Below are 25,910 nucleotides of genomic sequence, written 5' to 3' on the forward strand. Positions count from 1 at the left end.
AAGCAAGCCTACCTGATTTCAGATGTGGGCTTTTTTTGCAGACAGATATTTGCACACAGATAAATGCTGTTGGCCTGTGGCCGACAGCGAGGAGAAAGCATGCAGCAGAACACGCAAGACAAGGCGGTCGCGCGGTCGGAGCTATTGCAGACGATTTTCGGGCAGGCGCAACTCACTGCTCCCTCCTCGATGCACCAGCATCCTCAACCTATGAGTCAAGGGTTTGAGATTTACACCGGGCTGGACTACACACTTAAGACTATCGTGACCACCAATACCATAAGCGCACGGAATGCCTAACTGGAACGATGTTCTCACAGAAATTGCAGCGGAAGCACAGACCCACGGTGAAATAGCGCTGGACCTTGTTCGGCGCAAATATTTGGCCCAGCTCAGCGCGCATACTGGTCGTAATACAATTGCGTATTACTCTGGTTGGTTAACGTCTAATCCGAATAATCCGCAGCTCTATGTTAATGACGGTGATAAAAATGCCTTCATGACCGTAGTACACGGTTGTGAGTTTAATAAAGGTTTAGACTTAATCCTTCATACTCCTGGTGGGGATATTGCTGCTGCGGAGTCTTTGGTTGATTATCTCCACCAGCTTTTCGGATCAGACATAAGAGTTATCGTTCCTCAACTGGCCATGTCGGCGGGAACAATGATTGCCTGCTCCGCAGCGTCTATTATTATGGGCAAGCAGTCGAGCCTGGGGCCAATTGATCCGCAAATACAGAATGTTCCTGCAATTGGCGTTCTTGCGGAGCTTGATAAAGCTGCTGCCGATATCAAAGAAGATGCCGCCAAGCTTGAACTCTGGCGAATGATCATTGGCAAGTATCATCCTACGCTCGTCGTTAGCTGTGAGCAGGCTGTCAAATGGGCGAAGGAGTTTGTTGAGAGTTCGTTGACTACTGTTATGTTTCACGATGATCCAGAAGCTGAGTCAAAGGCTAAAGCGATTGTAGAATTCTTAAGCGATTTTGACTCTACGCGCCATCATACTCGCCACATAAATATCAATCGATGCCGGGAGGTTGGATTGAAGATCATTCAAATGGAAGAGGATGACACCCTCCAAGATCTTATCCTCACAGTGCATCATTGTTATATACATGCAATGGATAGCGGTCGTGTTTCGAAAATTGTAGAGAATGACCGTAATGTTGCTCATGTCAGGCTAAATCTGAACTGAGTAAATCCTTTGTGCTCCTCCCGCCGGGCTGGTAAGGCTCGGCATACACCAGTATCCCGCCGAAATCACTTTGGTCCTTTGCGTCACCGGCATGTGTCCCATCACAGCCTGAATTTTTGTTTTCCTCCATCGAAAGCGTAAACGCCGTTGATGAGCGGCAGCACTTGGATTTCCTGTCGGTGCCGAGAGCGCGTTTATTTTGTGAATCCAGGAGGCTTTTCTCATCTTTTCTGTTACTCCCCCGCTCCGAACTCACAGAAAAGATGATTTTTTTCGCGCGTTTGCTGGGCCTTCTGAATCAGCTATTTTGTGAACCTACATCAGGTAAACCTGCCAAAACAAAAAGGCCAACGCTTAGCGTTGGCCTTTTTTATTGCGTGATGAACACGCGTTATTCAAATGCTCCACGTGGAACATCTACATTTTTAACCCGCTGTGGCCGCCGCGACACTCTCCAGACGGTAGCCATACCCGTAGATCGTTAGCAGCTGCCAACCCCGGTCTGCGGTCAGCCCAAGCTTATTGCGCAGGCGGTAGATATGCGTGTCTAGAGGCCGCGATGACACCATTTCCTCGTGAGTCCAAAACCGCTCATAGAGATACTCACGAGACAACGGCCGCGCCAAGTTGGCAAACAGGCAACTGGCGAGGCGGTATTCTCGCTCTGTCAAATTGATGGGTTTACCGGCACGGGTCACCGTTAGCTCAGCATCATCGAAGGTCAGATCATTAAAACTTTGCACTTCATGGGTCGCAGATTTCTGTAGGCCATGGCGACGCAACACAGCTGTCACTCGAGCCTTAAGCTCGTTGGGGCGAAAGGGTTTGCTGACGTAATCATCCGCCCCGCTGTTCAACGCGGTGACGATATCGCTCTCTGCATCGCGGCTGGTGAGCATGATCACGGCGGGTGGGGACTCCATATGTTCGCGGGTCCAGCGCAGCAACGCGATACCAGTGATATCGGGTAGTTGCCAGTCGAGTATCAGCAGGTCAAAGGTTTCACGTCGCAGTTGGCGCAGCAGATCTTCGCCGCGCTCAAAGCAGTGCAGAGACCAGGGTTGTTCCGCAGTGCCGGGAATCTGTCGCAGTGTCTGTTCAACCCGGCGCAATTCAGCAGGCTCGTCATCCAGTATTGCGACACGCATGGGTGGGTCCTTCTACAAAAAAATACGGCAGCCGATGGCGTGAATTAAAGCGGGCACATACTGCGCAGATGCCATTCCATGAATCTGAATAATTGTGGTCAGATTCATCGACCTCCAGATCTCTGCGTACGCTGATATCAAAGCGCCTGTGACTTTTCGAGAGACCCATAAGGAAAGATACCGACTCCTGCCCGCAAGGAAAAGGATCGCTGCAGATGGGCCTTCAAGGCGCTGGCAGGGAAACATTCAGGAAAGTCCCCATGTCAGACAGGAATGAGCTTCAATGGGTTCCAGGATATTGCCCACGACAAACATTACCTGGAGGGAGAAGCCGGGGCCTATGACACCATCAACCACTCACTATCAACCTGCGGCGGCGCTTTCATGATGCTGTGGCGCAAGGCTGAAAAACGCCAGCCGACTCAGGCTCAGTTGCTGTTTCATGGCCTGGTGCGTGAGTGGCTGTGGATTGGCGTGGTGCTGCTGCCCTTCACCGCGTACCTGTCTTTGAGCGCCGGCCTGGCCCTCAACAATCCACTGTACGACAGTCTCCGCCGTCTCACTCCCGTGCCGGTCGACCCGCGCATCTTGCTGGTGACGATCGACGATCAGAGCCTGAAACAACTCGGGCCGTGGCCCTGGCCGCGTAGTCTGCACGCCGACCTGATTGATCGCCTGAGCGCTGCCCAACCGGCCGGCATAATGTTTGATGTCATCTTCAGCGAACCGGGTGACGCAGCGGACGACAGACGTCTGGCCGACGCTGTGTGCAATGCCGGTAACGTATTATTGCCGCTGGTGGCCGATGGCACACTCAGTTCAAGCCAACCGGCTGCCCCGATGTTGCCACTGCTCAAGTGCGCCAAAGGCGTGGGGCATATCAATGTTGAGCCGGACAACGATGGGGGCGTGCGCAGTTTGTACCTGCGCGAAGGCCCGCCCGGCAGCACGCTCCCACAGTTGGCATGGCTCGCGTACACGTTGAGCGGGGGAGCGTCGCCGATGCCGGGAAACCCTGCAGAAGCGACCATCGCGCACTGGCATCGTGAGCATGCGATTCGGGTGCCCTTCACCGCCGATGAGCATTTCCCCAGCGTCTCTTATGTCAGCGTATTGCGCGGCGAGGTGCCTCCCGAGGCGCTGCGTGGCCGCTTGATTCTGGTCGGGGCCACCGCATACGGCATGGGCGACCGTTTCATTACCCCTCTCTCCTCGGTCGGCTCTACTGCCGGCGTGGAGATCGAGGCCAATATCCTTAACGGCTTGTTGCAAGGGCGGAGCGTCGTCGACCTCCCCGGCTGGCTGGCTGCCCTGCTCGCGACATCACTCGTGGCGTCGCTGCTGGGCCTTCTGCTGTATCGCCCGCGCTATGCGCTGTGGATGACGTTGGGTTGCATGGCGGCAGCCTTGATGGGCTCCTGGGTGCTGTTGCGCCTGGGCCACTGGTGGTCGCCCGCCGCGTGTTTGATTGGTTTATTGCTCAGCTATCTGATCTGGAACTGGCGCCGCCTCAGCGTCATCCTCGCTTACTTCGGCTGGGAACTGGCTCGTCTGGATGACGAGCCCAAAGTGCTGCCCGAACGCCGCCGTGCTCCCGCCAGCAGAGGCGATGTGCTCCAGGGCCGTATCTTTGCGTTGGAGCAAGCCGTCAGCCGCACACGTGACACCCGGCGATTCATGGCCGACGGCCTGGAGTGCCTGCCGGTAGCGACACTGATTACCGACCCCCGAGGCACGGTTCTATTGGCCAATCGCGTTGCTCGCGAAGTGTTTGGAAGTGATCTGGTCAGTGGCAATCTGCTCGAACTCCTCGCTGATCTGGGTTATCCACCGCTGCACAACGGCGTGCGCCCTGCCCTGTCGGCGATGGAGCTTGTCGAGTTCCGTGACATTCACCAGCGCAGCCTGCGCATGGAACTCGCGCCCTTGCTACCGGCTGAAGGCGACGTCGCGCTTGGCTGGCTGCTGAGCCTGACCGACCTGAGCAAAGAGCGTGACGCCCAGCAGCACCGCGAGACCATGCTGCGCTTCCTGTCACACGACTTGCGGGCGCCGCATTCAGCGATTCTGGCGCTGCTGGATGTGCACAACGGCGAGTCACCGGTCTTCGCCCAGATCGAGCAGCAGGTACGGCGGGCCCTGAGTCTCACCGAATCCTTCGTGCAATTGGCCAAGGCTGAAGCGGATGGCTACCACTTTCAGCCAACGTTGTTCGCCATGCTGGTGATGGATGCATTTGACCAGGTCGCGGTCATTGCCCAACTCAAGAACATCCAACTGGTTCATGACTTGGATGAAGCGGATGAGAGCATGGTATCCGCCGATCAATCGCTGCTGACGCGGGCATTGTTCAACGTGCTGGAGAACGCCATCAAATACTCGCCGTCCGGTACAACCGTTACGTTGAGCCACGGCAACGCGAGTGGCCTGCTGCAGTGCCGTATCAGTGACCAGGGGCCAGGCATCGCGTCAGCGGATTTGCCTGAGCTGTTCAACCAGTACCGGCGCTTCGATTCAGCGCAGGGCAGTGAGGGTTTGGGTTTGGGCCTGACGATGGTCAAGGCGGTGATAGAACGCCACGGAGGCCGCATTCTGTGTGAAAGCGAGTTGGGTAAAGGATCTACCTTCACCCTCCAACTGCCCTTGCTCGACGACTGAAAAAACGTACGTTTGTGCTGTGCATAAAAAACCGGTCTCAAGGACCGGTTTTTTAATGCCGAAAAAACTTATGCACGTTTTTCCAGATTTTATGAGCTCAAGAAATATGTAAGTAAATCAGCTTCTTATGAATCAAAAGCGGCGATTCGCCAACAAACCGTACACAGGTTATCCACAGATGCTCAGATCGCTGGCGTGTCCACCACAACCGGCTTCGGTGGCAGCGAACCCATGGCGCGTTGCTGGGCTTCATTCCACGCCTGCGCACGGTCATTCAGCGCTGCAATGGCGCGTGGTCCTTCACCTTCGGCATACATCGGTTCGCCGATCACCACAGTGATGGTGCCTTCGCGTTTAGCCCAGCCCGTCTTGGGCCAAAACTTCCCGGCGTTATGCGCAATCGGCAGCACCGGCAGGTGCGCATTGACCGCCAACGCAGTACCACCGCGTGAGAACTTGCCTACGGTGCCGTAAGGCACGCGCGTACCTTCCGGAAAGATCAGCACCCAAACGCCATCCTTGAGCAGTTCGTCGCCCTTCTTGGCCACGTGCTTGAGCGCCGCCTTGGGGTTGTCACGGTCGATGGCGATCGGACGCAACATGGCCATGGCCCAGCCAAAGAACGGTACGTACAGCAACTCGCGCTTGAGCACCTGGCTCAAGGGCGAGAAGTACGCCGAGAGAAAGAACGTCTCCCAGGTGCTCTGGTGGTTCGACAGGATCACGCAGGGTGTTTGCGGGACGTTTTCAGCACCTTTGATCTCGAAGCGAATGCCCAAAAATACCTTGGTCAGCCACAACGCGCAGCGGCACCAATAAACGTTGATAAAACGGTAGCGCGCCTTGAACGGCAGGAACGGCGCAATAAAAAAGCTCAGGGTGCACCAGAGAAACGAACTGGTGCCCAACAGCAGGTAAAAGAAAAAGGTTCTGATGGCCTGCAAGATCGACATGGCGGCATTTACCGTTGCGGGACACGGCCCGCCTGCTAAAAGCGCACTCCCGAGCCATCCTTGTTCAGGAAGTCGAGGGCCGCTAGTTGTTAATAAGTTCTGCGGCAACCGCCGCCAGATCGTCAAAAATCAAAGTGCCTACCGGCAGGTCTTTCGCCTGGGTCTTTTCGCCTTTCCCGGTCTTAACCAAAACTGGCTGAGAGTCGACGGCTTTGGCCGCCTCCAGGTCACCGAGGCTATCCCCGACGAACCATAGCCCAGCCAGGGGTACCTTGTAATGTTCTGCAATAGTTTTCAACATGCCCGGTTTGGGTTTGCGGCACTCGCAGCCCTCATCCGGCCCGTGAGGGCAATACACCACCAGCCCCACCTCGCCGCCCTGCTCGGCCACCAACGTGCGCAAGCGCGCGTGCATGGCGTCCAGCGTGGCGATGTCGTAATAACCGCGGGCAATACCGGACTGGTTGGTGGCGATGGCCACCGTCCAGCCGGCTTTGCTCAACTGCGCAATGGCCTCGATCGAACCGGGCAGTGGAATCCACTCCGCCACCGACTTGATGTAAGCATCGGAGTCGTAGTTGATCACTCCGTCCCGATCGAGAATCAGCAGTTTCACCATGGTCAGCTCAGCGTCGAAATGTCAGCGATGTTGACGAACAAGCCGCGCAGGCGCGCCAGCATGGCGTAGCGGTTTTTGCGCACGCCCGCGTCTTCGGCATTGATCATCACCGCTTCAAAGAACGCATCCACCGGCTCACGCAAGCTGGCCAGACGCGCCAGTGCTTCAGCGTAATTGCGCTCAGCGATCAACGGCTTCACCGCGTTTTCTGCCTTGGCGATGGCCGAGCTCAGCGAGAACTCCTTGGCATCGGCAAACAGGCCCGGGTCGACTTCAACATTGCCGAGGTTATCGGCCTTGCTCAGCAGGTTCGACACACGCTTGTTCACGGCGGCGAGGGCGTCGGCTTCCGGCAGTTTGCGGAAGGCTTGCACGGCCTGCACGCGCTGGTCGAAGTCCAGTGCCGAACCCGGTTGCAGGGCACGCACCGACAGGTAGACGGAAACGTCCACGCCTTCGTCTTCATAACGCGCACGCAGGCGGTCGAAGACAAATTCCAGCACTTGCTCGGCCAGGCCGGCTTGCTTGACCTTGCCACCGAACTGGCCGACGGCGAACACCACGGCCTGGGTCAGGTCGAGGTCGAGCTTCTTGTCGATCAGGATGCGCAGCACGCCCAAGGCCGCACGGCGCAGGGCATACGGGTCTTTGCTGCCGGTAGGCAACATGCCGATACCGAAGATACCGACGAGAGTATCCAGCTTGTCAGCGATAGCCACTGCCGCACCGGTCAGGGTGGTCGGCAGCTCGGCGCCAGCGCCGCGCGGCATGTACTGCTCGTTCAGCGCCAGGGCTACATCGTCCGGCTCGCCGTCGTTGAGGGCGTAGTAGTAACCGGCAACACCTTGCATCTCCGGGAACTCGCCGACCATTTCGGTGGCCAGGTCGCATTTGGACAGCAGGCCAGCACGCGCGGCCCAAGCGGCATCACCGCCAATGCGCGGCGCAATGTAGGCGGCCAGCTTGGAAACACGCACGGCCTTGTCGTAGACGCTGCCGAGTTTTTCCTGGAACACCACGTTTTGCAGGCGCAGGTTGAAGTCTTCGAGCTTCTGCTTCTTGTCTTGCTTAAAGAAGAACTCGGCGTCAGTCAGGCGCGGGCGAACGACTTTCTCGTTACCGGCGATGATCTGCTGCGGGTCTTTGCTCTCGATGTTGGCCACGGTGATGAAGCGCGGCAGCAACTTGCCATCCACGTCCAGCAGGCAGAAATACTTCTGGTTGTCCTGCATGGTGGTGATCAGCGCTTCTTGCGGCACGTCGAGGAAACGCTCCTCGAACGAGCACACCAGCGGCACCGGCCATTCAACCAGCGCGGTCACTTCGTCGAGCAGACTCTGCGGCACGATGGCGGTGCCTTCCTGCAGGCGCGCCAGTTCTTCGGTGCGCTTGCTGATCAGCTCGCGACGCTCGTTGGCATCGGCCAGCACGTAAGCAGCACGCAGGTCAGCGGCGTAGTTGGCTGGCGAGGTGATGCGTACAGCTTGCGGGTGGTGGAAGCGGTGACCACGGGAATCACGGCCAGCCTTCTGGGCGAGGATCGTGCAGTCGATGACCTGGTCACCGAGCAACATCACCAGCCACTGGGTTGGGCGTACGAATTCTTCTTTGCGTGCACCCCAGCGCATGCGCTTGGGGATAGGCAGGTCGTTCAAGGAGTCTTCAACGATGGTCGGCAACAGGCTGGCGGTCGGCTTGCCGGTGATGACCTGGCTGAACCGCAGCTTCGGGCCGCTCTGGTCGATCTCGCTCAGCTCAACGCCACACTTTTTGGCAAAACCAAGGGCAGCTTGAGTCGGGTTACCTTCGGCGTCGAATGCCGCCTGACGTGGCGGGCCGTCGAGGTTGATGCTGCGGTCCGGTTGCTGGGTTTCCAGCGCGGTCAGCAGAACAGCCAGGCGACGTGGCGCAGCATAGACTTTTTTCGCTTCGAATTTCAGGCCAGCAGCCAGCAGGCCTTTTTCGATACCGGCCAGGAACGCGTCGGCCAGGGTGTTGAGTGCCTTGGGCGGCAACTCTTCGGTGCCCAGTTCAACCAGAAAATCTTGAGCACTCATTGTGCAGCCTCCAGCTTGGCCAGTACTTCATCACGCAGGTCCGGGGTTGCCATCGGGAAGCCCAGCTTGGCGCGAGCCAGCAGGTAGGCTTGGGCGACGGAACGCGCCAGGGTGCGTACACGCAGGATGTATTGCTGGCGCGCGGTGACCGAAATGGCACGGCGGGCATCCAGCAGGTTGAAGGTATGGGAGGCCTTCAACACCATTTCGTAGCTTGGCAACGGCAGCGGCTGGTCGAGTTCGATCAGGCGCTTGGCTTCGCTTTCATAGAAGTCGAACAGTTCGAACAGCTTGTCGACGTTGGCGTGTTCGAAGTTGTAGGTGGACTGCTCCACTTCGTTCTGGTGGAACACGTCGCCGTAGGTCACTTTGCCGAACGGGCCGTCAGCCCAGACCAGGTCGTAAACCGAGTCCACGCCTTGCAGGTACATGGCCAGGCGCTCAAGGCCGTAAGTGATTTCGCCGGTCACCGGGTAGCACTCGATGCCGCCCGCTTGCTGGAAGTACGTGAACTGCGTCACTTCCATGCCATTGAGCCAGACTTCCCAGCCCAGGCCCCAGGCGCCCAGGGTTGGCGACTCCCAGTTGTCTTCGACGAAACGGATGTCGTGGACCAACGGGTCCAGGCCGACATGTTTCAACGAGCCCAGGTACAGCTCCTGGAAATTGTCCGGGTTCGGCTTCAACACCACCTGGAACTGGTAGTAGTGCTGCAGACGGTTCGGGTTTTCGCCGTAGCGGCCGTCAGTCGGGCGACGACTGGGCTGCACATAAGCGGCGTTCCAGGTTTCCGGGCCGATGGCCCGCAGGAATGTTGCGGTGTGGAAAGTGCCGGCGCCTACTTCCATATCGTAGGGCTGAAGTACCACACAACCTTGCTCGGCCCAGTATTGCTGGAGGGCGAGGATCAAGTCTTGGAAGGTACGCACGGCTGGCGTAGGCTGGCTCACGAAATTCACCTGTTACTTGGGCTGCGATTTAAAGAGCGGGAGTATACCCGATTCGGCCGCGCCACCATCCCCTGGAGCCTTATGCCACGCTGCTTTTGGTGTTCTGAAGATCCGCTGTACATGGCTTATCACGATCAGGAGTGGGGAACGCCGCTGCGCGATGCGCAGGGTCTGTTCGAGTTGCTTTTGCTCGAAGGGTTCCAGGCGGGCCTGTCCTGGATCACCGTTTTACGCAAACGCGAGCATTATCGAAAGGTCTTGTTCGGGTTTGATGCGCAGCGTCTGGCACGTTTGGCCGACGCCGAAATTGAAGCGCTGATGCAGGATCCGGGCATCGTGCGCAACCGCCTCAAGCTCAATGCCACCCGCCGCAATGCCGCTGCCTGGCTGGCGCTGGAAGACCCGGTGGGTTTGCTCTGGTCGTTTGTCGGCGGTGTGCCCAGGGTCAATCATTTCAAGGACCGCAGCGAAGTCCCGGCGATTACCCCCGAGGCCGAAGCCATGAGCAAAGCCCTGAAAAAAGCCGGCTTCACCTTCGTCGGCCCGACCATTTGTTACGCGTTCATGCAGGCCTCCGGGATGGTCATGGACCACACCCTGGACTGCGACCGTTACGCGGACTTGGCCAACGCCGGTTAGAATGCCCGCTTTGCGCACCACACACGATCAGGAGTGACCTGTGGAAAAGTTTAAAGGCGCCTTGCTGGTAGGCGCTCTCCGGTTATTTGCCTTGCTGCCCTGGCGCGCCGTTCAGGCCGTGGGCACGGCGATTGGCTGGATCATGTGGAAAACCCCTAACCGCTCCCGCGAGACGGTGCGGATCAACCTCTCCAAATGCTTCCCGGACATGGACCCCGCCGAGCGCGAAGCGTTAGTTGGCCGCAGCCTGATGGACATCGGCAAATCCCTGACCGAAAGCGCCTGCGCCTGGATCTGGCCGGCCCAGCGTTCCATCGACCTGGTACGTGAAGTCGAAGGCTTGGAAGTGCTGCACGAAGCGCTGGCCTCAGGCAAAGGCGTGGTCGGCATCACCAGCCACCTGGGTAACTGGGAAGTGTTGAATCACTTTTATTGCAGCCAGTGCAAACCGATCATTTTCTACCGTCCGCCAAAGCTCAAAGCGGTGGATGATTTGTTGCGCAAGCAGCGCGTGCAACTGGGTAACCGCGTGGCGGCGTCGACCAAGGAAGGCATTCTGAGCGTGATCAAGGAAGTGCGCAAAGGTGGTCAGGTAGGCATCCCGGCCGATCCTGAGCCGGCGGAATCCGCCGGGATCTTCGTGCCGTTCTTCGCTACCCAGGCGCTCACCAGCAAGTTCGTGCCGAACATGCTCGCGGGCCACAAAGCGGTCGGCGTATTTCTGCATGCCCTGCGGCTGCCGGACGGTTCGGGCTACAAAGTGATCCTGGAAGCAGCGCCGGAAGACATGTACAGCACCGACACCGCCACGTCCTGCGCGGCGATGAGCAAGGTGGTGGAGCGTTATGTCGGTGCCTACCCGAGCCAGTACATGTGGAGCATGAAGCGCTTCAAGAAACGCCCGCCGGGTGAGGCGCGGTGGTATTGAGACACCCCTGACCTCCCTGTCAATGGAGATCAACTGTGGGAGCTGGCTTGCCTGCGATGGCATCACCTCGGTGTAACTGACAAACCGAGTCGCCTGCATCGCAGGCAAGCCAGCTCCCACAGGGATCGCCTCAGGCCTGGCGATCCAGTTTCTTCAGGAACACCGCCATCTCTTTCTCGGCTTGTTTGTCGCCATGCGCCAGGGCCGCTTCGATGCCCTTTTCCCACGCCAACCGCGCTGCAGCGCTATCACCCAGCCCTTGCTGAGCCTTGCCCAACAACTTCCACGCCGCCGAATACTTCGGGTCAAATTCGACACATTTGCCCAAATGCTCCGCTGCCTTGGCATTCTCCTTCAGGTCCAGGTAACCCTTGCCCAGGCCAAAGCGCAGCAGTGAATTATCCACACCCTTGGCGAGCATTTTTTCCAGGGATTCGAGCATGTCGGTTGTTCCTTAAATCAGAAAAAACTCAAGCCGACGTGGAACAGCTTCTCCACATCGCGGATATGTTTTTTATCCACCAGAAACAGAATCACATGGTCGCCGGTGGCGATCATCGTGTCGTCGTGGGCGATGATCACCTCTTCATCGCGAATGATCGCGCCGATGGTGGTACCCGGCGGCAAACCGATATCGCGAATGGCCTTGCCGATCACCTTGCTCGACTTTGAATCACCGTGCGCGATGGCCTCAATGGCCTCCGCCGCACCCCGGCGCAGGGAGTGCACGCTGACGATATCGCCACGCCGCACGTGGGCCAGCAAGGTGCCGATGGTGGCCAACTGCGGGCTGATGGCGATGTCGATATCGCCGCCCTGAATCAAATCCACATACGCCGGGTTGTTGATGATGGTCATCACCTTCTTCGCCCCCAGCCGCTTGGCGAGCAATGAAGACATGATGTTGGCTTCGTCATCATTGGTCAGCGCCAGGAAGATATCGGCGTCGGCGATGTTCTCTTCCATCAGCAGGTCGCGGTCCGAGGCACTGCCTTGCAGTACGACAGTGCTGTCGAGCGTGTCGGACAAATGCCGGCAGCGTGCCGGATTCATCTCGATGATCTTCACCTGGTAGCGGCTCTCGATGGCTTCAGCCAAGCGCTCACCAATCTGCCCGCCGCCGGCGATGACGATGCGTTTGTAGGTTTCGTCGAGCCGGCGCATTTCGCTCATCACAGCGCGAATATTCGCTTTGGCAGCGATGAAAAATACCTCGTCGTCGGCCTCGATCACTGTATCGCCTTGGGGCAGGATCGGCCGGTCGCGACGGAAAATCGCAGCCACGCGCGTTTCCACATTCGGCATGTGTTCGCGCAACTGGCGCAGTTGTTGGCCCACCAGCGGCCCACCGTAGTAAGCCTTCACGGCCACCAGTTGCGCCTTGCCTTCGGCAAAGTCGATCACCTGCAAGGCGCCGGGAATTTCGATCAGGCGCTTGATGTAGTGCGTCACCACCTGTTCCGGGCTGATCAGAACGTCCACCGGAATCGCGTCGTTGTCGAAAAGCCCTGCACGCGTCAGGTAAGCCGCCTCACGCACCCGGGCGATTTTGGTGGGTGTGTGGAACAGGGTGTGGGCGACCTGGCAGGCGACCATGTTGGTTTCGTCGCTGTTGGTCACCGCCACGAGCATGTCGGCATCGTCGGCACCCGCCTGGCGCAGCACCGTCGGGAACGACGCGCGACCCTGTACGGTGCGGATATCCAGGCGGTCGCCGAGGTTGCGCAGGCGCTCGCTGTCGGTGTCGACCACGGTGATGTCATTGGCTTCGCTGGCCAAATGTTCGGCCAGCGTGCCGCCGACCTGCCCTGCCCCAAGGATGATGATTTTCATCCGGTCACTCCCTTAAAACCGTTCAGCCGCGCGCGGCGGCGATCTTGATCAGTTTGGCGTAGTAGAAGCCATCGTGGCCGCCTTCCTGTGCTAGCAATTGGCGACCGTGGGGCTGCTTGATGCCGGCCGCCGTGGCGAGGTCCAGCTCCCGTGCGCCGCTGGTGCGGGCGAGGAAGGCTTCAATGACTTCAGTGTTCTCGGTCGGCAGCGTGGAGCAAGTGGCGTAGAGCAGAATGCCGCCGACTTCCAGGGTTGGCCACAGGGCGTCAAGCAGCTCGCCTTGCAGCACGGCGAGGGCGGCGATGTCGTCCGGTTGGCGGGTCAGCTTGATGTCCGGGTGGCGTCGGATCACGCCGGTGGCCGAACACGGCGCATCCAGCAGGATGCGCTGAAACGGTTTGCCGTCCCACCAGGTGGCGGTGTCGCGACCGTCGGCAGCAATCAGCTCGGCGCTCAGGCCCAGGCGTGCGAGGTTTTCACGCACACGCACCAGGCGCTTGGCTTCCAGGTCGACGGCGACTACACCAACCAGGTCTTTTTCCACCTCGAGGATGTGACAGGTCTTACCACCCGGCGCGCAGCACGCGTCGAGCACCCGTTGGCCGGGGGCCAGGTCGAGCAAGTCGGCCGCCAATTGCGCGGCCTCGTCCTGCACGCTGATCCAGCCTTCGGCAAAGCCCGGCAAGCTGCGCACATCGGCGGCAGCTTCGAGCACGATGCCGTCGACGCTGTACACGCATGGTGTGGCGTTGATACCGGCATCGGTGAGCAATTGCAGGTAGGCGTCACGGCTGTGATGGCGGCGGTTGACCCGCAAAATCATCGGCGGATGCGCATTGTTGGCAGCGCAAATGGCTTCCCACTGCTCAGGCCAGAAGGCTTTCAGGGATTTTTGCAGCCAGCGCGGGTGAGCAGTGCGCACCACCGGGTCGTGCTCCAGCTCGGCCAGCAGCGCTTCGCTTTCACGCTGGGCACGGCGCAATACGGCGTTGAGCAGGGCCTTGGCCCAGGGCTTTTTCAGTTTGTCGGCGCAACCGACCGTCTCACCGATGGCGGCGTGGGCCGGCACACGGGTGTAGAGCAGTTGATAGAGGCCGACCAACAGCAGCGCTTCCACATCAGCATCTGCCGCCTTGAAGGGCTTTTGCAGCAGCTTGGCCGCCAGTGCCGACAAACGCGGTTGCCAGCGCGCGGTACCGAAGGCCAGGTCTTGAGTGAAACCACGGTCGCGGTCTTCAACCTTATCCAGCTGCGTGGGCAGCGAGCTGTTCAGCGAAGCTTTGCCGTTGAGGACGGCGGCTAGAGCCTTTGCGGCGGCCAGACGCGGGTTCATTGAGCAACCGCCCCGAGAACCGTGCCCAGGGTAAATTTCTCACGACGGCTGTTGAACAAATCGCTGAAATTAAGCGCTTTGCCACCGGGCAATTGCAGACGGGTCAGACACAGTGCCTGCTCGCCGCACGCGACCAGCAGGCCGTCCTTGCTGGCGCCGATGATTTCGCCGGGCGCGCCTTTGCCGTCGGCCAGGGTGGCGGCCAACACCTTCAAGGCTTCGCCATTGAGCGTGCTGTGGCACATCGGCCAAGGGTTAAACGCCCGCACCAGGCGCTCCAGCTCAACGGCCGGGCGACTCCAGTCGATGCGCGCTTCGTCTTTGTTCAATTTGTGAGCGTAGGTGGCGAGGCTGTCGTCCTGCACTTCGTCTTCCAGGGTACCGGCAGCGAGGCCGGCGATAGCCTGGATCACGGCGGGCGGGCCCAGCTCGGCGAGGCGGTCGTGCAGGCTTCCGCCGGTGTCTTGGGCGGTGATCGGCGTGGTGACTTTCAGCAGCATCGGGCCGGTGTCCAGACCCGCCTCCATGCGCATCACGGTCACGCCACTTTCGCTGTCGCCGGCTTCCACGGCGCGCTGGATCGGTGCCGCACCGCGCCAGCGTGGCAGCAACGAGGCATGGCTGTTGATGCAGCCCAGGCGCGGAATATCCAGCACGGCCTGAGGCAGGATCAAGCCGTAGGCCACCACCACCAGCAAGTCTGGCTTCAGCGCCGCCAGTTCAGCCTGGGCATCGACGTTGCGCAGGGTCGGCGGTTGCAGCACAGGAATGTTGTGCTCCAGCGCCAGCTGCTTGACCGGGCTTGGCATCAGTTTTTGCCCGCGACCCGCCGGGCGATCCGGCTGGGTGTACACCGCCACGATCTCATAAGGGCTGTCGAGCAGCGCCTTGAGGTGTTCGGCAGCGAATTCGGGAGTGCCGGCAAAAACAATGCGCAGTGGCTCGGTCATGGGAGGTCTCGGTTAAAAACAGTCACAAAAGAAAAAGGCTTGCCGCAGCAAGCCTTTGGAAGGAGGGCATCAAGCTTGCTGGCGATGCTTTTTTTCCAGCTTCTTCTTGATCCGGTCGCGTTTAAGCGTGGACAGGTAATCGACAAACAGCTTGCCGTTGAGGTGGTCGCATTCATGCTGGATGCACACCGCCAACAGGCCTTCGGCAATCAGTTCGAACGGCTTGCCGTCGCGGTCCAGCGCCTTGATCTTCACGCGTAGCGGGCGTTCGACGTTCTCGTAAAACTCCGGCACCGACAGGCAGCCTTCCTGGTATTCGCCCATCTCTTCGGTCAGCGGTTCGAACTCAGGGTTGATATACACCCGAGGCTCGCTGCGATCTTCCGACAGGTCCATGACCACGATGCGCTGATGCACGTTGACCTGGGTCGCGGCGAGGCCGATGCCGGGGGCTTCATACATTGTTTCAAACATGTCATCGACCAACTGACGAACCTTGTCGTCCACTACGGCCACCGGTTTGGCGATCGTGCGCAGGCGCGAGTCGGGAAATTCGAGGATGTTCAAAATAGCCATAAGCGTAATTGCTGCACATGTGAGGTAAATGCAAATCGGCGTTGGGATGGACCCACACAGCCGGTGTGAAAGGAGCGAAAGCCGCGAAGGCTCTGGCATTTCACGCGAACGCACATAATAAAGGAGATTCACCCCATGAGGAAATCGCTACTCGTCTTGCTGCTGTGGGCACCCTTTGCGATGGCCCTGCTGCCGCTGCCCGCGCAGCGTCTGGATCAAGTGACACAGCAAGCCATCCAGCACTTTCTACTGCATAACCGCATCATTGATAACCCACAGGACCTGGACCGCGCGCCCTACATTGTGGCGGCAGAAACGGGACGGGTGCTGGGCGCCAAGGGTGACCGCGTGCATGCCCGGGGCAACCTGGACCCGGCCGCGCCCGGCTATGGGATATTTCGGCGTGGCAAGACCTACACCGACCCTCAAACCGAGGAATTGCTGGGGATAAACGCCGATGACATCGGCACCGCGCGCTTTGTCATGGCCGGTGACCTCACCACATTGGCGGTGCTGCGGGTAACTCAGGAGGTACGTCCAGGCGACCGTTTGCTGCAGGCCGAAACGCCCGTCGAGCGTTCCAGCCTCACCGTCCCGGCGCCTGCGCGGCTTGTCGAAGGGCACATCATCGACATCCCTAGGGGCGTGACCCAAATCGGCGTGCTCGACGCCGTTACCCTGAACAAAGGCCGCCGTGACGGCCTGGTTGAAGGCCAACTGCTGACGGTGATCAAGGCCGGCGCCACCGTATACGACCCCTCCACCAACGCTCAGACCAGACTCCCCGACGAACGCGCGGGCACCCTGTTGGTCTTTCGCACCTATGAAAAGCTCAGCTACGGCCTGGTGCTCAGCGCCTCACGCTCACTGGCGGTGATGGACCGTTTCGAGACTGCCTCACAAACGCAATAAGTAGCCTGCTAAATAAGTTACCAACAGAGTTATCCACAGCTTGTTCCGGTCAAGGATGATCAAATGTATCCGATAAACAGCAGCGAAATTTCTCCGTCAGAACTGGAAGCTCGACTACGCTTGCACAGGCTGCCGGAGCTGGGTCCCAAGCGTTTTCGTGTATTGATAGAGGCATTCGGTTGCGCCTCCAAGGCCATCGGCGCCCCGGCGAGTACCTGGCGATCACTCGGGTTGCCGGCCATCAGTGCCGACGCCCGGCGCAGTCCCGAAATCCGTGATGGCGCCAGTGCAGCATTGGCATGGCTGGAGCGCCCGGCCCAGCATTTACTGATGTGGGACCAGCCTGAGTACCCGGCGCTGCTCGCTCAGATAGACGATGCCCCGCCGTTATTATTCGTGGCTGGCGACCCGACAATTCTGGAAAAACCGCAGTTGGCCATGGTCGGTAGTCGCCGTGCTTCGCGACCCGGTATGGACACCGCAGCGGCCTTTTCCCGCAGCCTGGCGAGCGCCGGTTTTGTCATCACCAGCGGTCTTGCGCTGGGCATCGACGGTGCCGCGCATCAAGCGGCTTTGGATGTGGGCGGGCAAACAATCGGCGTGCTCGGCACCGGGTTGGAAAATTTTTATCCACAACGCCACAGAAAGCTCGCAGACGCGATGATTGCCCAGGGCAGCGCCGTGGTTTCCGAGTTTCCGCTGGACGCTGCGCCCCAGCCCGCCAACTTCCCACGGCGCAACCGGATCATCAGCGGTCTGTCCCTGGGTGTGCTGGTGGTGGAAGCCGGCGTGTCCAGCGGTTCGCTGATCACCGCGAAGTTGGCGGCTGAGCAAGGGCGCGAGGTGTATGCGATTCCGGGCTCCATTCACCATCCGGGCGCCAAGGGCTGTCACCAGTTGATCCGCGAGGGTGCGGTGCTGGTCGAAACCATCGAGCACATTCTGGAAGGGCTGCGCGGTTGGCAGGCATTGTCGCGGCCGGCACCGATGCCGGTCACCCACCCGCTGGTGGCACTGTTGCATGCCGCTCCCCACACCAGCGAGGCGCTGGCGCTTTCCAGCGGTCGGCCCCTGTCCCAAGTGTTGGCGGCCCTGACCGAGTTGGAGCTCGAAGGCCAGGTGATCTGCGAAAGCGGGCACTGGTATGCGCGCCTCTAGGTTTTGTAACGAAGATCGGTAAACTGCGCAGAGCTTTAGTCCGGAGAACAAACAATGGTCAACAGGTGGCGTGTGCTGGAAGCCGCACGAGAAATTCGCGCAGGCGCGGTGATTGCCTATCCGACCGAAGCGGTCTGGGGCCTGGGCTGCGACCCGTGGAATGAAGAGGCGGTGGACCGGCTGCTGGCGATCAAGAATCGCTCGGTGGATAAGGGCCTGATCCTGGTGGCGGACAATATCCGTCAGTTCGACTTCCTGTTCGAAGACTTCCCGGACACCTGGATTGAGCGTATGGCCAGCACCTGGCCGGGGCCGAACACTTGGTTGGTGCCGCATCAGGGCTTGCTGCCCGAATGGGTGACGGGTGTGCACGACACGGTGGCGCTGCGCGTCAGTGACCATCCGCTGGTGCGGGATTTGTGCTCATTGGTGGGGCCGCTGATTTCCACCTCGGCCAACCCGCAGGGTCGCCCTTCTGCGCGCACGCGGATTCGCGTGGAGCAATATTTTCGTGGCCAGGTGGATGTGGTGTTGGGCGGCGCGCTCGGTGGGCGCAAGAACCCGAGCCTGATTCGTGATTTGGCGACGGGTGAGGTAGTTCGGCCCTCCTGAGACCGAGGTGCGCCCATCGCGGGCAAGCCCGGCTCCCACAGGAAAACGCATTCCAACTGTGGGAGCGGGCTTGCCCGCGATGAGGCCCTATCAACCTCTAGAGCTCTAAAACCCTACGGCAACAGAATGGTCGACCCCGTAGTCCGCCGCCCCGACAACTCGGTCTGTGCCTTCGCCGCCTCCGCCAGCGAATACCGCTGGTTAACATCAATGCGCACCTTGCCGCTCTTGATCATCGAGAACAGGTCATCAGCCATCGCCTGCAGGTTTTCCGGGTTGTTGGCGTACGTCGCCAACGTCGGCCGGGTGACATACAGCGAGCCCTTCGCCGCCAGAATCCCCAGGTTTACGCCGTCCACTGCACCCGACGCATTGCCAAAGCTCACCACCAGCCCGCGTGGCGCCACGCTGTCCAGCGAGGTCAGCCAGGTGTTCTTGCCGACGCCGTCGTACACCACCGGGACTTTTTTGCCGTCAGTCAATTCCAGCACGCGCTGTGCGACGTTTTCCTTGCTGTAGTCGATGGTTTCCCATGCGCCGAGGGATTTGGCCAGAGCGGCTTTTTCCGGCGAACTCACGGTACCGATCAGCTTCACGCCCAAGGCCTTGGCCCATTGGCAGGCCAGAGAGCCCACGCCACCGGCTGCCGCATGAAACAGAATGGTTTCGCCACCTTTCAATTCATAAGTCTGGCGCAACAAGTACTGCACGGTCAGGCCTTTGAGCATGGCGCCGGCGGCTTGTTCGAAGCTGATGTCATCCGGCAGGTGCACCAGGTTGGCGGCTGGCAGCACATGCAGTTCGCTGTAGGCACCGAGTGGGCCGCTGCCATAGGCCACGCGGTCACCGACTTTAAATTGGGTGACCTCACTGCCCACGGCATCGACTACGCCAGCACCCTCTGCCCCCAACCCTGATGGCAGGGCGGGCGGCGCGTACAAACCGCTGCGGAAATAGGTGTCGATGAAGTTCAGGCCAATGGCCTCGTTCCGTACGCGAACCTGTTGTGGGCCAGGCTCCGCTGGCGTGTAGTCCACATACTCAAGTACTTCGGGGCCACCATGGGCACTGAAATGGATACGTTTGGCCATCTGCACTTCTCCTGAGGTCGAATCGCGTAGCCCCCTATCGAACTCCTAAGCTTGATCTTCGTCAACTGCGGTGCAAGCGGGTGCGGTGTTATCCTGTGCGCCCATTTGCCGCCGACGCCCAATGGCCTCGCGTAGCTTTGCCCGATTCAAGGTGATGCCATGACTACCCGCACCGAGGCTGTAAAAGCCTACCTGCTCGACCTGCAAGACCGCATCTGCAGCGCCCTGGAAACCTTCGAGACGGACACTCGTTTTATCGAAGACGCCTGGACCCGGCCTGCCGGCGGCGGCGGTCGCACCCGTGTGATTGAAAACGGTTCGGTGATCGAAAAAGGCGGCGTCAACTTTTCCCACGTGTTTGGCAGCGGCCTCCCACCGTCCGCCAGTGCGCATCGCCCTGAGCTGGCGGGTCGTGGCTTTGAAGCACTCGGTGTGTCGCTGGTGATTCACCCGCACAACCCGCATGTGCCGACGTCCCACGCCAATGTGCGCTTTTTCATCGCTGAAAAAGAAGGCGAAGAGGCGGTGTGGTGGTTCGGCGGCGGCTTTGATCTCACGCCTTATTACGGCAACGAGGAAGACTGCATTCACTGGCACCGCGTGGCCGAGCAAGCCTGTGCGCCGTTCGGCCCGGATGTGTACTCGCGCTACAAGGCCTGGTGCGACAGCTATTTCCACATCAAGCACCGCAATGAGCCCCGCGGCATCGGCGGCCTGTTTTTCGATGATTTGAACGAGTGGGGTTTCGATACCTGCTTCGCCTTCATTCGCGCCATTGGCGACGCCTACATCGACGCCTACCTGCCGATCTTGCAGCGCCGCAAAGCCATGGCTTACACCGAGCAACAGCGCCAGTTCCAGGAATTCCGCCGCGGCCGCTACGTTGAATTCAACCTGGTCTACGACCGTGGCACCCTGTTTGGCCTGCAATCGGGCGGGCGTACCGAGTCGATCCTGATGTCGCTGCCGCCCCAGGTGCGCTGGAGCTATGACTGGAAGGCCGAGGCTGGCAGCGAAGAAGCGCGCCTGACCGATTACTTCCTGCAGGACCGCGACTGGCTTGGCGTAGCTGCGCCAAAGGCGGCTGTCTGATGGACCGTTATGTCGTGTTCGGCAACCCCATCAGCCACAGCAAGTCGCCGCTGATTCACCGTATGTTCGCAGAGGCGACCGGCGATCGACTGGACTACAGCACCCTGCTCGCACCGCTGGAGGATTTCACCGGCTGTGCCCGTGAGTTCTTTCAACAAGGCCGTGGCGCCAACGTCACCGTGCCGTTCAAGGAAGAAGCGTATCGGCTGGCAGACACGCTTACCCAACGCGCCCAGCGCGCGGGTGCGGTCAATACCCTGAGCAAGCTGGCCGATGGCAGCCTGCTCGGCGACAACACGGACGGCGCGGGCCTGGTGCGTGACCTGACGGTAAATGCCGGCTTGAGCCTGAAAGGCAAACGCATCCTGCTACTCGGGGCGGGCGGCGCGGTGCGTGGGGCGATGGAACCGTTGCTGGCCGAGCAGCCTGCTTCGCTGATCATCGCCAACCGCACCGTGGAAAAGGCCGAATTGCTCGCCGAGCTGTTCGACGATTTGGGCCCGGTGTCTGCCAGTGGTTTCGACTGGTTGCGTGAGCCGGTGGACGTGATCATCAATGCCACGTCGGCCAGCTTGTCAGGCGATGTACCGCCGATTGCGGGAAGCCTGATCGAACCGGGCAGGACGTTTTGCTACGACATGATGTATGGCAAGGAGCCGACAGCGTTTTGCCGCTGGGCTGCCGAACAAGGCGCAGCGGTGGCGATGGATGGCTTGGGCATGCTGGTTGAGCAGGCAGCGGAAGCGTTCTTCCTGTGGCGCGGCGTGCGCCCGGAGTCGGCGCCGGTATTGGCCGAGCTGCGCCGTCAGTTGGCCTAACCCCAATCCAAAGTGGGCACAGTCAATGTGGGAGCTGGCTTGCCTGCGATAGCGGTGGGTCAGCCAACACACTTGTACCTGACAAACCTCTATCGCAGGCAAGCCAGCTCCCACAGTTTTAACTGCGTTTAGTCTTCGAAATGGATGGGGCACAGGTCGGCCCCTTCCAGTTTCCTCAGCTCTTCCACGACCTGCGGCCTGGCCCGGCGCAATGTCAGGCTACGCCCCAACCCTCGCAACCGCCGCGCCTCCTGGTGCAACATCTCCACCCCCGAATAGTCGATAAAGTTGATCTGCTGCGCCTCAATCACCACCCGCTCGCCCTGCAGGCTTTGCAGGCGCACTTGCAGGTAGTGGCTCGCGCCAAAAAAGATCGACCCACCGACCCGCAACACATCCTCATCGCCGTCGCGCCATTGCTGTACCCGCGGTTGCGAGGTGCGTTTGAGGTAGAAAAACAACGACGCCAGCACGCCGGCGTAAATCGCGGTTTGCAGCTCCAGCAGCAACGTGGCGACACAGGTCAGGCTCATCACCACAAACTCGGCGCGGCTCACGCGGAACAAGGCGCGAATGCCTTTGTGGTCGACCAACCCCCAGCAAATCAGCAGGATGCTCGCCGCCATGCTCGGGATCGGAATGTGTGCGATCAGCGCCGCGCCAAACAACGCAAACAGCGCCACCCACAGGGCTGAAAACACCCCCGCCAACGGCGAGCACGCACCGGCCTCATAGCTAAGCCCAGAGCGCGTAAAGGAACCCGCCGACAGATACCCGGAGAAAAATCCGCCGACGATATTGGATAAGCCCTGCGCGCGCACTTCCTGGTTCGCATCGAGCAATTGTTGCGAGCGCGCTGACAGCGAGCGCGCAATCGACAGGCTGGTCACCAAACCCAGCATGCCCACCGCCACGGCGCTCGGCAGCAGGCGCAGAATCATATCCAGGTCCATGGGCAGCGGGCTGAACGGCGGCAGCTTGCCCACAAACGAACTCACCTGCGCCACATGCCCGAACATCGCTGGCCACAGCCATGCCACCAGGCTGCCCAGTGCCAGGGCAATCAACAGCGTCGGCCAGCGCGGCACCCAATATTTGAGCAAGGCGCCCACCAGCAAAGTGCCCAGCCCGAGTGCCAGCGAGGCGTGGTCCCATTCCCCGCCGTGATCCACCAGTGCCAGCAAACTTTTGATCGCGGTGGCTTGGCTTGGCAAATCCAGCCCCAGCAGATTGGGCAGTTGCCCCAAGGCAATCACCACGGCAGCGCCCAAGGTAAAACCCAGCACCACCGAGTGAGAGACAAAATTCACCAGCGCGCCGAACCGCAGCATGCCCAGCAACCACTGGAACACCCCGGCGAGAAAGGTCAGCAGCAGGATCAGCATGATGTAGTCCTGTGACGCTGGCACGGCCAGAGGGCTGACACTGGCGTAGAGCACGATCGAAATGGCCGCCGTCGGGCCGCAGATCAGGTGCCACGACGAGCCCCAAAGGCAAGCGATCAACACCGGGATGATGGCGGCATACAAACCGTATTCCGGTGGGAGGCCGGCAATCAGTGCGTAGGCAATTGACTGCGGCAAGGCGAGCACGGCGCCGCTGAGGCCGACAACCGCATCCCGGCCGACACTGGCGCGGGTTTGGCGCGGGAGCCAGGCGAGGAAGGGGAAGAGTGTGTGGCGGTTGGGCCGGGGCATCGTTAACTCGGGTTGGAAGGTTTGAGCCAGAGTATCAGTACACATTGGCCCCTGTGGGAGCTGGCTTGCCTGCGATGCAGACGACGCATTCTGTCAGTCAGACCGAGGTGATCCTATCGCAGGCAAGCCAGCTCCCACACAAACCAGTTTCTACAGTGAGGTGTCAGAGCTTGGCTTTTACCGCCGCCAACGCATCCTTGCCATCCACGGTTTTCACGCCATCCAGCCACTTGTCCAACACAGCAGGATTGGCCTTGATCCACGCCTTCACGGCATCGGCATTGCTGACTTTTTTGTTAGCCACCTCAGCCATGATCGCGTTCTCCATCTCCTGGGTAAAACTCAGGTTGGTCAGCAGTTTCCCGACATTCGGGCACGACTGTGCATACCCCTTGCGGGTCAAGGTATACACGCTGCCGGTGTCACCAAAGTATTTCTCGCCACCTTTGAGGTAATGCATTTTCAACTGCACGTTCATCGGGTGCGGCGTCCAGCCGAGGAAGGTCACGAATTTCTGCTTCTTCACGGCCCGCGACACTTCGGCGAGCATCGCCTGCTCGCTGGACTCCACCAGCTTCCATTGGCCCAGCTCAAAGTCGTTTTTCTTGATGATTTCCTGCAACGAGATATTCGCCGGCGCACCGGAGCCGATGCCGTAGATCTTCTTGTCGAACTTGTCGGCAAACTTGTTCAGGTCGGCGAAGTCATGCACCCCGGCGTCCCACACATAGTCCGGCACGGCGAGGGTGAACTCGGTGCCGTCGAGGTTTTTCGCCAGTTGGACCACGTCGCCATTGGCCACGAACTTGTCATAGAAAGCCTGCTGCGCCGGCATCCAGTTGCCCAGGAACACATCCACCTGGCCGTCCTTAAGCCCGCCAAAGGTGATCGGCACCGCGAGGGTGTCGACCTTTGGCTTGTAGCCCATGCCGTTCAGCAGAAAACTGGTAATGGCGTTGGTGGCAGCGATATCGCTCCAGCCTGGATCGGCCATTTTCACCGTGTCACAACTGGCGTCCGCGTACACATTGGCGCTCACCAGCGCCAACATACCCAGCACCGCAGTTAACTTTTGCATGGCCTTCCCTCTGTCTATTTATTGGTTTTGGCAGGGTTGTGGATAACGTGCCTTGCGCTCCAGGTCGTCGAGGTCGATGTGGTTGCGCATGTATTGCTGACTGGCGTCCACCAGTGGCTGGTGATCCCAGCTCTTCAGCTTTCCTTCAGTCAGTGCTTCAAACACTAGACGACGGCGGCGTTGGCTGGCGAGCACCTGCTGGTGGATCGCCGGGATGTCCCATTTGGCCCGCGCCTCACTCAAAAACGCCTCGAACAGTGGCCGGTGTTCCGGTGACTGGCTGAGGTCTTCCCGCTCGTGCGGGTCGTTGTGCACATCGAACAGTAGACAAGGGTCGTCTTCGCTGTAGATGAATTTGTAGGCACCACGGCGAATCATCATCAGCGGGCTGATGGTGCCTTCGGCCATGTATTCGCCAAACACTTCGTCGTGCCCGCCTTGCCCACGCAGGTGCGGGAGCAGTGAGCGGCCGTCCAGTGGCAGACGTGGGTCCAGCTCGCCACCCGCCAGTTCCACCAGGGTCGGCAACAGGTCGGCAGTAGACACGGCTTTGCTCACGCGGCCCGCCGCGAATTGCCCCGGCGCACTCACCAACAGCGGCACACGAGCCGACATTTCAAACCAGTGCATTTTGTACCAGAGGCCACGCTCGCCGAGCATGTCGCCGTGGTCACCGGAGAAAATGATGATGGTGTCGTCAGCCAGGCCAGTGTCTTCAAGGGTTTGCAGCAGCTTGCCGACATTGCTGTCGATGTAGCTGCACGCGCCGAAGTAGGCACGGCGCGCATCACGAATCTTGTTGACCGGCAGCGGCTTGTCCCACAGGTCGTAGACCTTGAGCAGGCGCTGGGAGTGCGGGTCGAGATCACCTTGCGCGGGCGTTGTAGGCAAAGGGATGTCGCCGTCGTCGTACAGGTCCCAGAACGGCTTGGGAATGGTGTACGGGTCGTGTGGGTGCGTCATCGACACGGTCAGGCAGAACGGCTGATCGCCGTCTTCGCGAATATGGTCGAACAAATATTGCTGCGCCTTGAACACCACCTCTTCATCGAAATCCAGCTGATTGGTGCGCACGCACGGCCCGGCTTGCAGCACCGAAGACATGTTGTGATACCAGGTGGGGCGCACGTCCGGCTCGTCCCAGTTCACTGCCCAGCCGTAGTCGGCGGGGTAGATGTCACTGGTCAGGCGCTCTTCATAACCGTGAAGTTGGTCGGGACCGCAGAAGTGCATCTTGCCCGACAACGCGGTGCGGTAGCCAAGGCGACGCAGGTAGTGGGCATAGGTCGGCACATCGGCAGGGAAATCTGCCGCGTTGTCGTAGGCACCAATCTTGCTCGGTAACTGGCCGCTGACCAACGTAAAACGTGAAGGTGCGCACAGCGGGCTGTTGCAGTAGGCGGCGTCGAACACCACGCCCTGCTCGGCAAGGCGGCTCAGGTTAGGCAGCTTGATGGGCGAAGAACCGTAGAACGGAAGCAACGGCGCGGCCATTTGATCGGCCATGATGAAAAGAATGTTCTTGCGCTTCATGGGTTCTCGGCATTCCATAGGCAGTGTTTATGCGAATGAGCATGCAGCCCATGGAAAATGGGGTAAAGCCCATGAAA

24 protein-coding genes are annotated in these 25,910 nt (G+C 59.9%); 10 read left to right on the forward strand and 14 right to left on the reverse strand.

Translation table 11 applies throughout. The annotated features are described in order from the left end of the window. Positions 1-99 precede the first annotated feature (99 nt). The gene (locus tag BFW87_RS11510; RefSeq protein WP_078739933.1) at positions 100-300 is read left to right on the forward strand and encodes a hypothetical protein; all 201 of its coding nucleotides are present in this window, start codon (positions 100-102) and stop codon (positions 298-300) included. Further along, on the forward strand, positions 293-1,198 hold the full coding sequence (locus BFW87_RS11515; RefSeq protein ID WP_078739934.1) for an SDH family Clp fold serine proteinase: 906 nt from the start codon (positions 293-295) through the stop codon (positions 1,196-1,198). The genes BFW87_RS11510 and BFW87_RS11515 overlap by 8 nt, the downstream gene beginning before the upstream one ends. A gap of 425 nt (positions 1,199-1,623) precedes the next feature. Here BFW87_RS11515 and BFW87_RS11520 read toward each other — a convergent pair whose 3' ends face one another. Next, positions 1,624-2,346: a response regulator transcription factor gene (locus BFW87_RS11520; protein ID WP_078739935.1), complete on the reverse strand. Its 723-nt coding sequence runs from the start codon at positions 2,344-2,346 to the stop codon at positions 1,624-1,626. Between the two features lie 384 nt (positions 2,347-2,730). On the opposite strand from BFW87_RS11520, the gene BFW87_RS11525 reads away from it, so the two are divergent. Further along, positions 2,731-5,004 carry a CHASE2 domain-containing protein gene (locus BFW87_RS11525; RefSeq protein ID WP_078740042.1) on the forward strand — a complete coding sequence of 758 codons (2,274 nt, stop codon included), beginning with the start codon at positions 2,731-2,733 and terminating at the stop codon, positions 5,002-5,004. Positions 5,005-5,186: 182 nt separating this feature from the next. Here the strand turns inward: BFW87_RS11525 and BFW87_RS11530 are convergent, their stop codons facing one another. From BFW87_RS11530 to glyQ, 4 genes are all read right to left on the reverse strand, one after another. Next, positions 5,187-5,957 (reverse strand): lysophospholipid acyltransferase family protein, encoded by a 771-nt coding sequence (locus BFW87_RS11530; RefSeq protein ID WP_078739936.1) that lies wholly within the window; start codon positions 5,955-5,957, stop codon positions 5,187-5,189. Between the two features lie 82 nt (positions 5,958-6,039). Next, on the reverse strand, positions 6,040-6,576 hold the full coding sequence (gene gmhB, locus BFW87_RS11535; protein ID WP_176159730.1) for a D-glycero-beta-D-manno-heptose 1,7-bisphosphate 7-phosphatase: 537 nt from the start codon (positions 6,574-6,576) through the stop codon (positions 6,040-6,042). Between the two features lie 2 nt (positions 6,577-6,578). Continuing rightward, positions 6,579-8,633 carry a glycine--tRNA ligase subunit beta gene (gene glyS / locus BFW87_RS11540; protein WP_078739937.1) on the reverse strand — a complete coding sequence of 685 codons (2,055 nt, stop codon included), beginning with the start codon at positions 8,631-8,633 and terminating at the stop codon, positions 6,579-6,581. Beyond that, positions 8,630-9,583 (reverse strand): glycine--tRNA ligase subunit alpha, encoded by a 954-nt coding sequence (glyQ, locus tag BFW87_RS11545; protein WP_003187265.1) that lies wholly within the window; start codon positions 9,581-9,583, stop codon positions 8,630-8,632. The genes glyS and glyQ overlap by 4 nt, the downstream gene beginning before the upstream one ends. An 81-nt stretch (positions 9,584-9,664) precedes the next feature. On the opposite strand from glyQ, the gene BFW87_RS11550 reads away from it, so the two are divergent. Both BFW87_RS11550 and BFW87_RS11555 read left to right on the forward strand, forming a co-directional pair. Continuing rightward, entirely contained in the window at positions 9,665-10,222 is a 558-nt protein-coding gene (locus BFW87_RS11550) for a DNA-3-methyladenine glycosylase I (RefSeq protein ID WP_078739938.1), read from the forward strand. A gap of 40 nt (positions 10,223-10,262) precedes the next feature. Further along, the gene (locus tag BFW87_RS11555; protein WP_078739939.1) at positions 10,263-11,150 is read left to right on the forward strand and encodes a lysophospholipid acyltransferase; all 888 of its coding nucleotides are present in this window, start codon (positions 10,263-10,265) and stop codon (positions 11,148-11,150) included. A gap of 130 nt (positions 11,151-11,280) precedes the next feature. Here BFW87_RS11555 and BFW87_RS11560 read toward each other — a convergent pair whose 3' ends face one another. The 5 genes from BFW87_RS11560 to def form a co-directional block, all read right to left on the reverse strand. Further along, the gene (locus tag BFW87_RS11560; RefSeq protein WP_078739940.1) at positions 11,281-11,592 is read right to left on the reverse strand and encodes a hypothetical protein; all 312 of its coding nucleotides are present in this window, start codon (positions 11,590-11,592) and stop codon (positions 11,281-11,283) included. Positions 11,593-11,609: 17 nt separating this feature from the next. Further along, positions 11,610-12,983, reverse strand: a complete 1,374-nt coding sequence (gene trkA, locus BFW87_RS11565) for a Trk system potassium transporter TrkA (protein WP_078739941.1) — start codon at positions 12,981-12,983, stop codon at positions 11,610-11,612. A 22-nt stretch (positions 12,984-13,005) separates the two neighbouring features. After that, positions 13,006-14,316: a 16S rRNA (cytosine(967)-C(5))-methyltransferase RsmB gene (gene rsmB, locus BFW87_RS11570; RefSeq protein WP_078739942.1), complete on the reverse strand. Its 1,311-nt coding sequence runs from the start codon at positions 14,314-14,316 to the stop codon at positions 13,006-13,008. After that, positions 14,313-15,266, reverse strand: coding sequence for a methionyl-tRNA formyltransferase (gene fmt / locus BFW87_RS11575; RefSeq protein WP_078739943.1), 954 nt, complete (start codon positions 15,264-15,266; stop codon positions 14,313-14,315). The genes rsmB and fmt overlap by 4 nt, the downstream gene beginning before the upstream one ends. 69 nt (positions 15,267-15,335) lie before the next feature. Beyond that, complete coding sequence (gene def / locus BFW87_RS11580; protein WP_078739944.1) at positions 15,336-15,842, reverse strand: peptide deformylase; 507 nt, start codon at positions 15,840-15,842, stop codon at positions 15,336-15,338. Positions 15,843-15,977: 135 nt separating this feature from the next. Between def and BFW87_RS11585 the strand changes: the two genes are divergently transcribed. From BFW87_RS11585 to BFW87_RS11595, 3 genes are all read left to right on the forward strand, one after another. Further along, the gene (locus tag BFW87_RS11585; RefSeq protein WP_078739945.1) at positions 15,978-16,754 is read left to right on the forward strand and encodes a peptidoglycan-binding protein; all 777 of its coding nucleotides are present in this window, start codon (positions 15,978-15,980) and stop codon (positions 16,752-16,754) included. 63 nt (positions 16,755-16,817) lie between these two features. Continuing rightward, positions 16,818-17,912: a DNA-processing protein DprA gene (gene dprA / locus BFW87_RS11590; RefSeq protein ID WP_078739946.1), complete on the forward strand. Its 1,095-nt coding sequence runs from the start codon at positions 16,818-16,820 to the stop codon at positions 17,910-17,912. 54 nt (positions 17,913-17,966) lie between these two features. Beyond that, on the forward strand, positions 17,967-18,524 hold the full coding sequence (locus tag BFW87_RS11595; protein ID WP_078739947.1) for an L-threonylcarbamoyladenylate synthase: 558 nt from the start codon (positions 17,967-17,969) through the stop codon (positions 18,522-18,524). 113 nt (positions 18,525-18,637) lie between these two features. On the opposite strand, the gene BFW87_RS11600 is transcribed toward BFW87_RS11595, so the two are convergent. Continuing rightward, the gene (locus tag BFW87_RS11600) at positions 18,638-19,615 is read right to left on the reverse strand and encodes an NADPH:quinone reductase (protein ID WP_078739948.1); all 978 of its coding nucleotides are present in this window, start codon (positions 19,613-19,615) and stop codon (positions 18,638-18,640) included. Between the two features lie 159 nt (positions 19,616-19,774). On the opposite strand from BFW87_RS11600, the gene hemF reads away from it, so the two are divergent. Beyond that, on the forward strand, positions 19,775-20,707 hold the full coding sequence (gene hemF, locus BFW87_RS11605) for an oxygen-dependent coproporphyrinogen oxidase (protein ID WP_078739949.1): 933 nt from the start codon (positions 19,775-19,777) through the stop codon (positions 20,705-20,707). Continuing rightward, the gene (aroE, locus tag BFW87_RS11610) at positions 20,707-21,525 is read left to right on the forward strand and encodes a shikimate dehydrogenase (RefSeq protein WP_078739950.1); all 819 of its coding nucleotides are present in this window, start codon (positions 20,707-20,709) and stop codon (positions 21,523-21,525) included. Before hemF ends, aroE begins: the two co-directional genes overlap by 1 nt. Positions 21,526-21,653: 128 nt before the next feature. Here aroE and BFW87_RS11615 read toward each other — a convergent pair whose 3' ends face one another. The 3 genes from BFW87_RS11615 to betC form a co-directional block, all read right to left on the reverse strand. Further along, positions 21,654-23,222 (reverse strand): SulP family inorganic anion transporter, encoded by a 1,569-nt coding sequence (locus BFW87_RS11615; protein ID WP_078739951.1) that lies wholly within the window; start codon positions 23,220-23,222, stop codon positions 21,654-21,656. Positions 23,223-23,385: 163 nt separating this feature from the next. After that, positions 23,386-24,300, reverse strand: a complete 915-nt coding sequence (gene choX, locus BFW87_RS11620; RefSeq protein ID WP_078739952.1) for a choline ABC transporter substrate-binding protein — start codon at positions 24,298-24,300, stop codon at positions 23,386-23,388. 18 nt (positions 24,301-24,318) lie between these two features. Next, complete coding sequence (betC, locus tag BFW87_RS11625; RefSeq protein WP_078739953.1) at positions 24,319-25,833, reverse strand: choline-sulfatase; 1,515 nt, start codon at positions 25,831-25,833, stop codon at positions 24,319-24,321. Positions 25,834-25,910 lie beyond the last annotated feature (77 nt).

This window comes from Pseudomonas fluorescens (assembly GCF_002022275.1).
Lineage (GTDB): Bacteria > Pseudomonadota > Gammaproteobacteria > Pseudomonadales > Pseudomonadaceae > Aquipseudomonas > Aquipseudomonas fluorescens_AJ.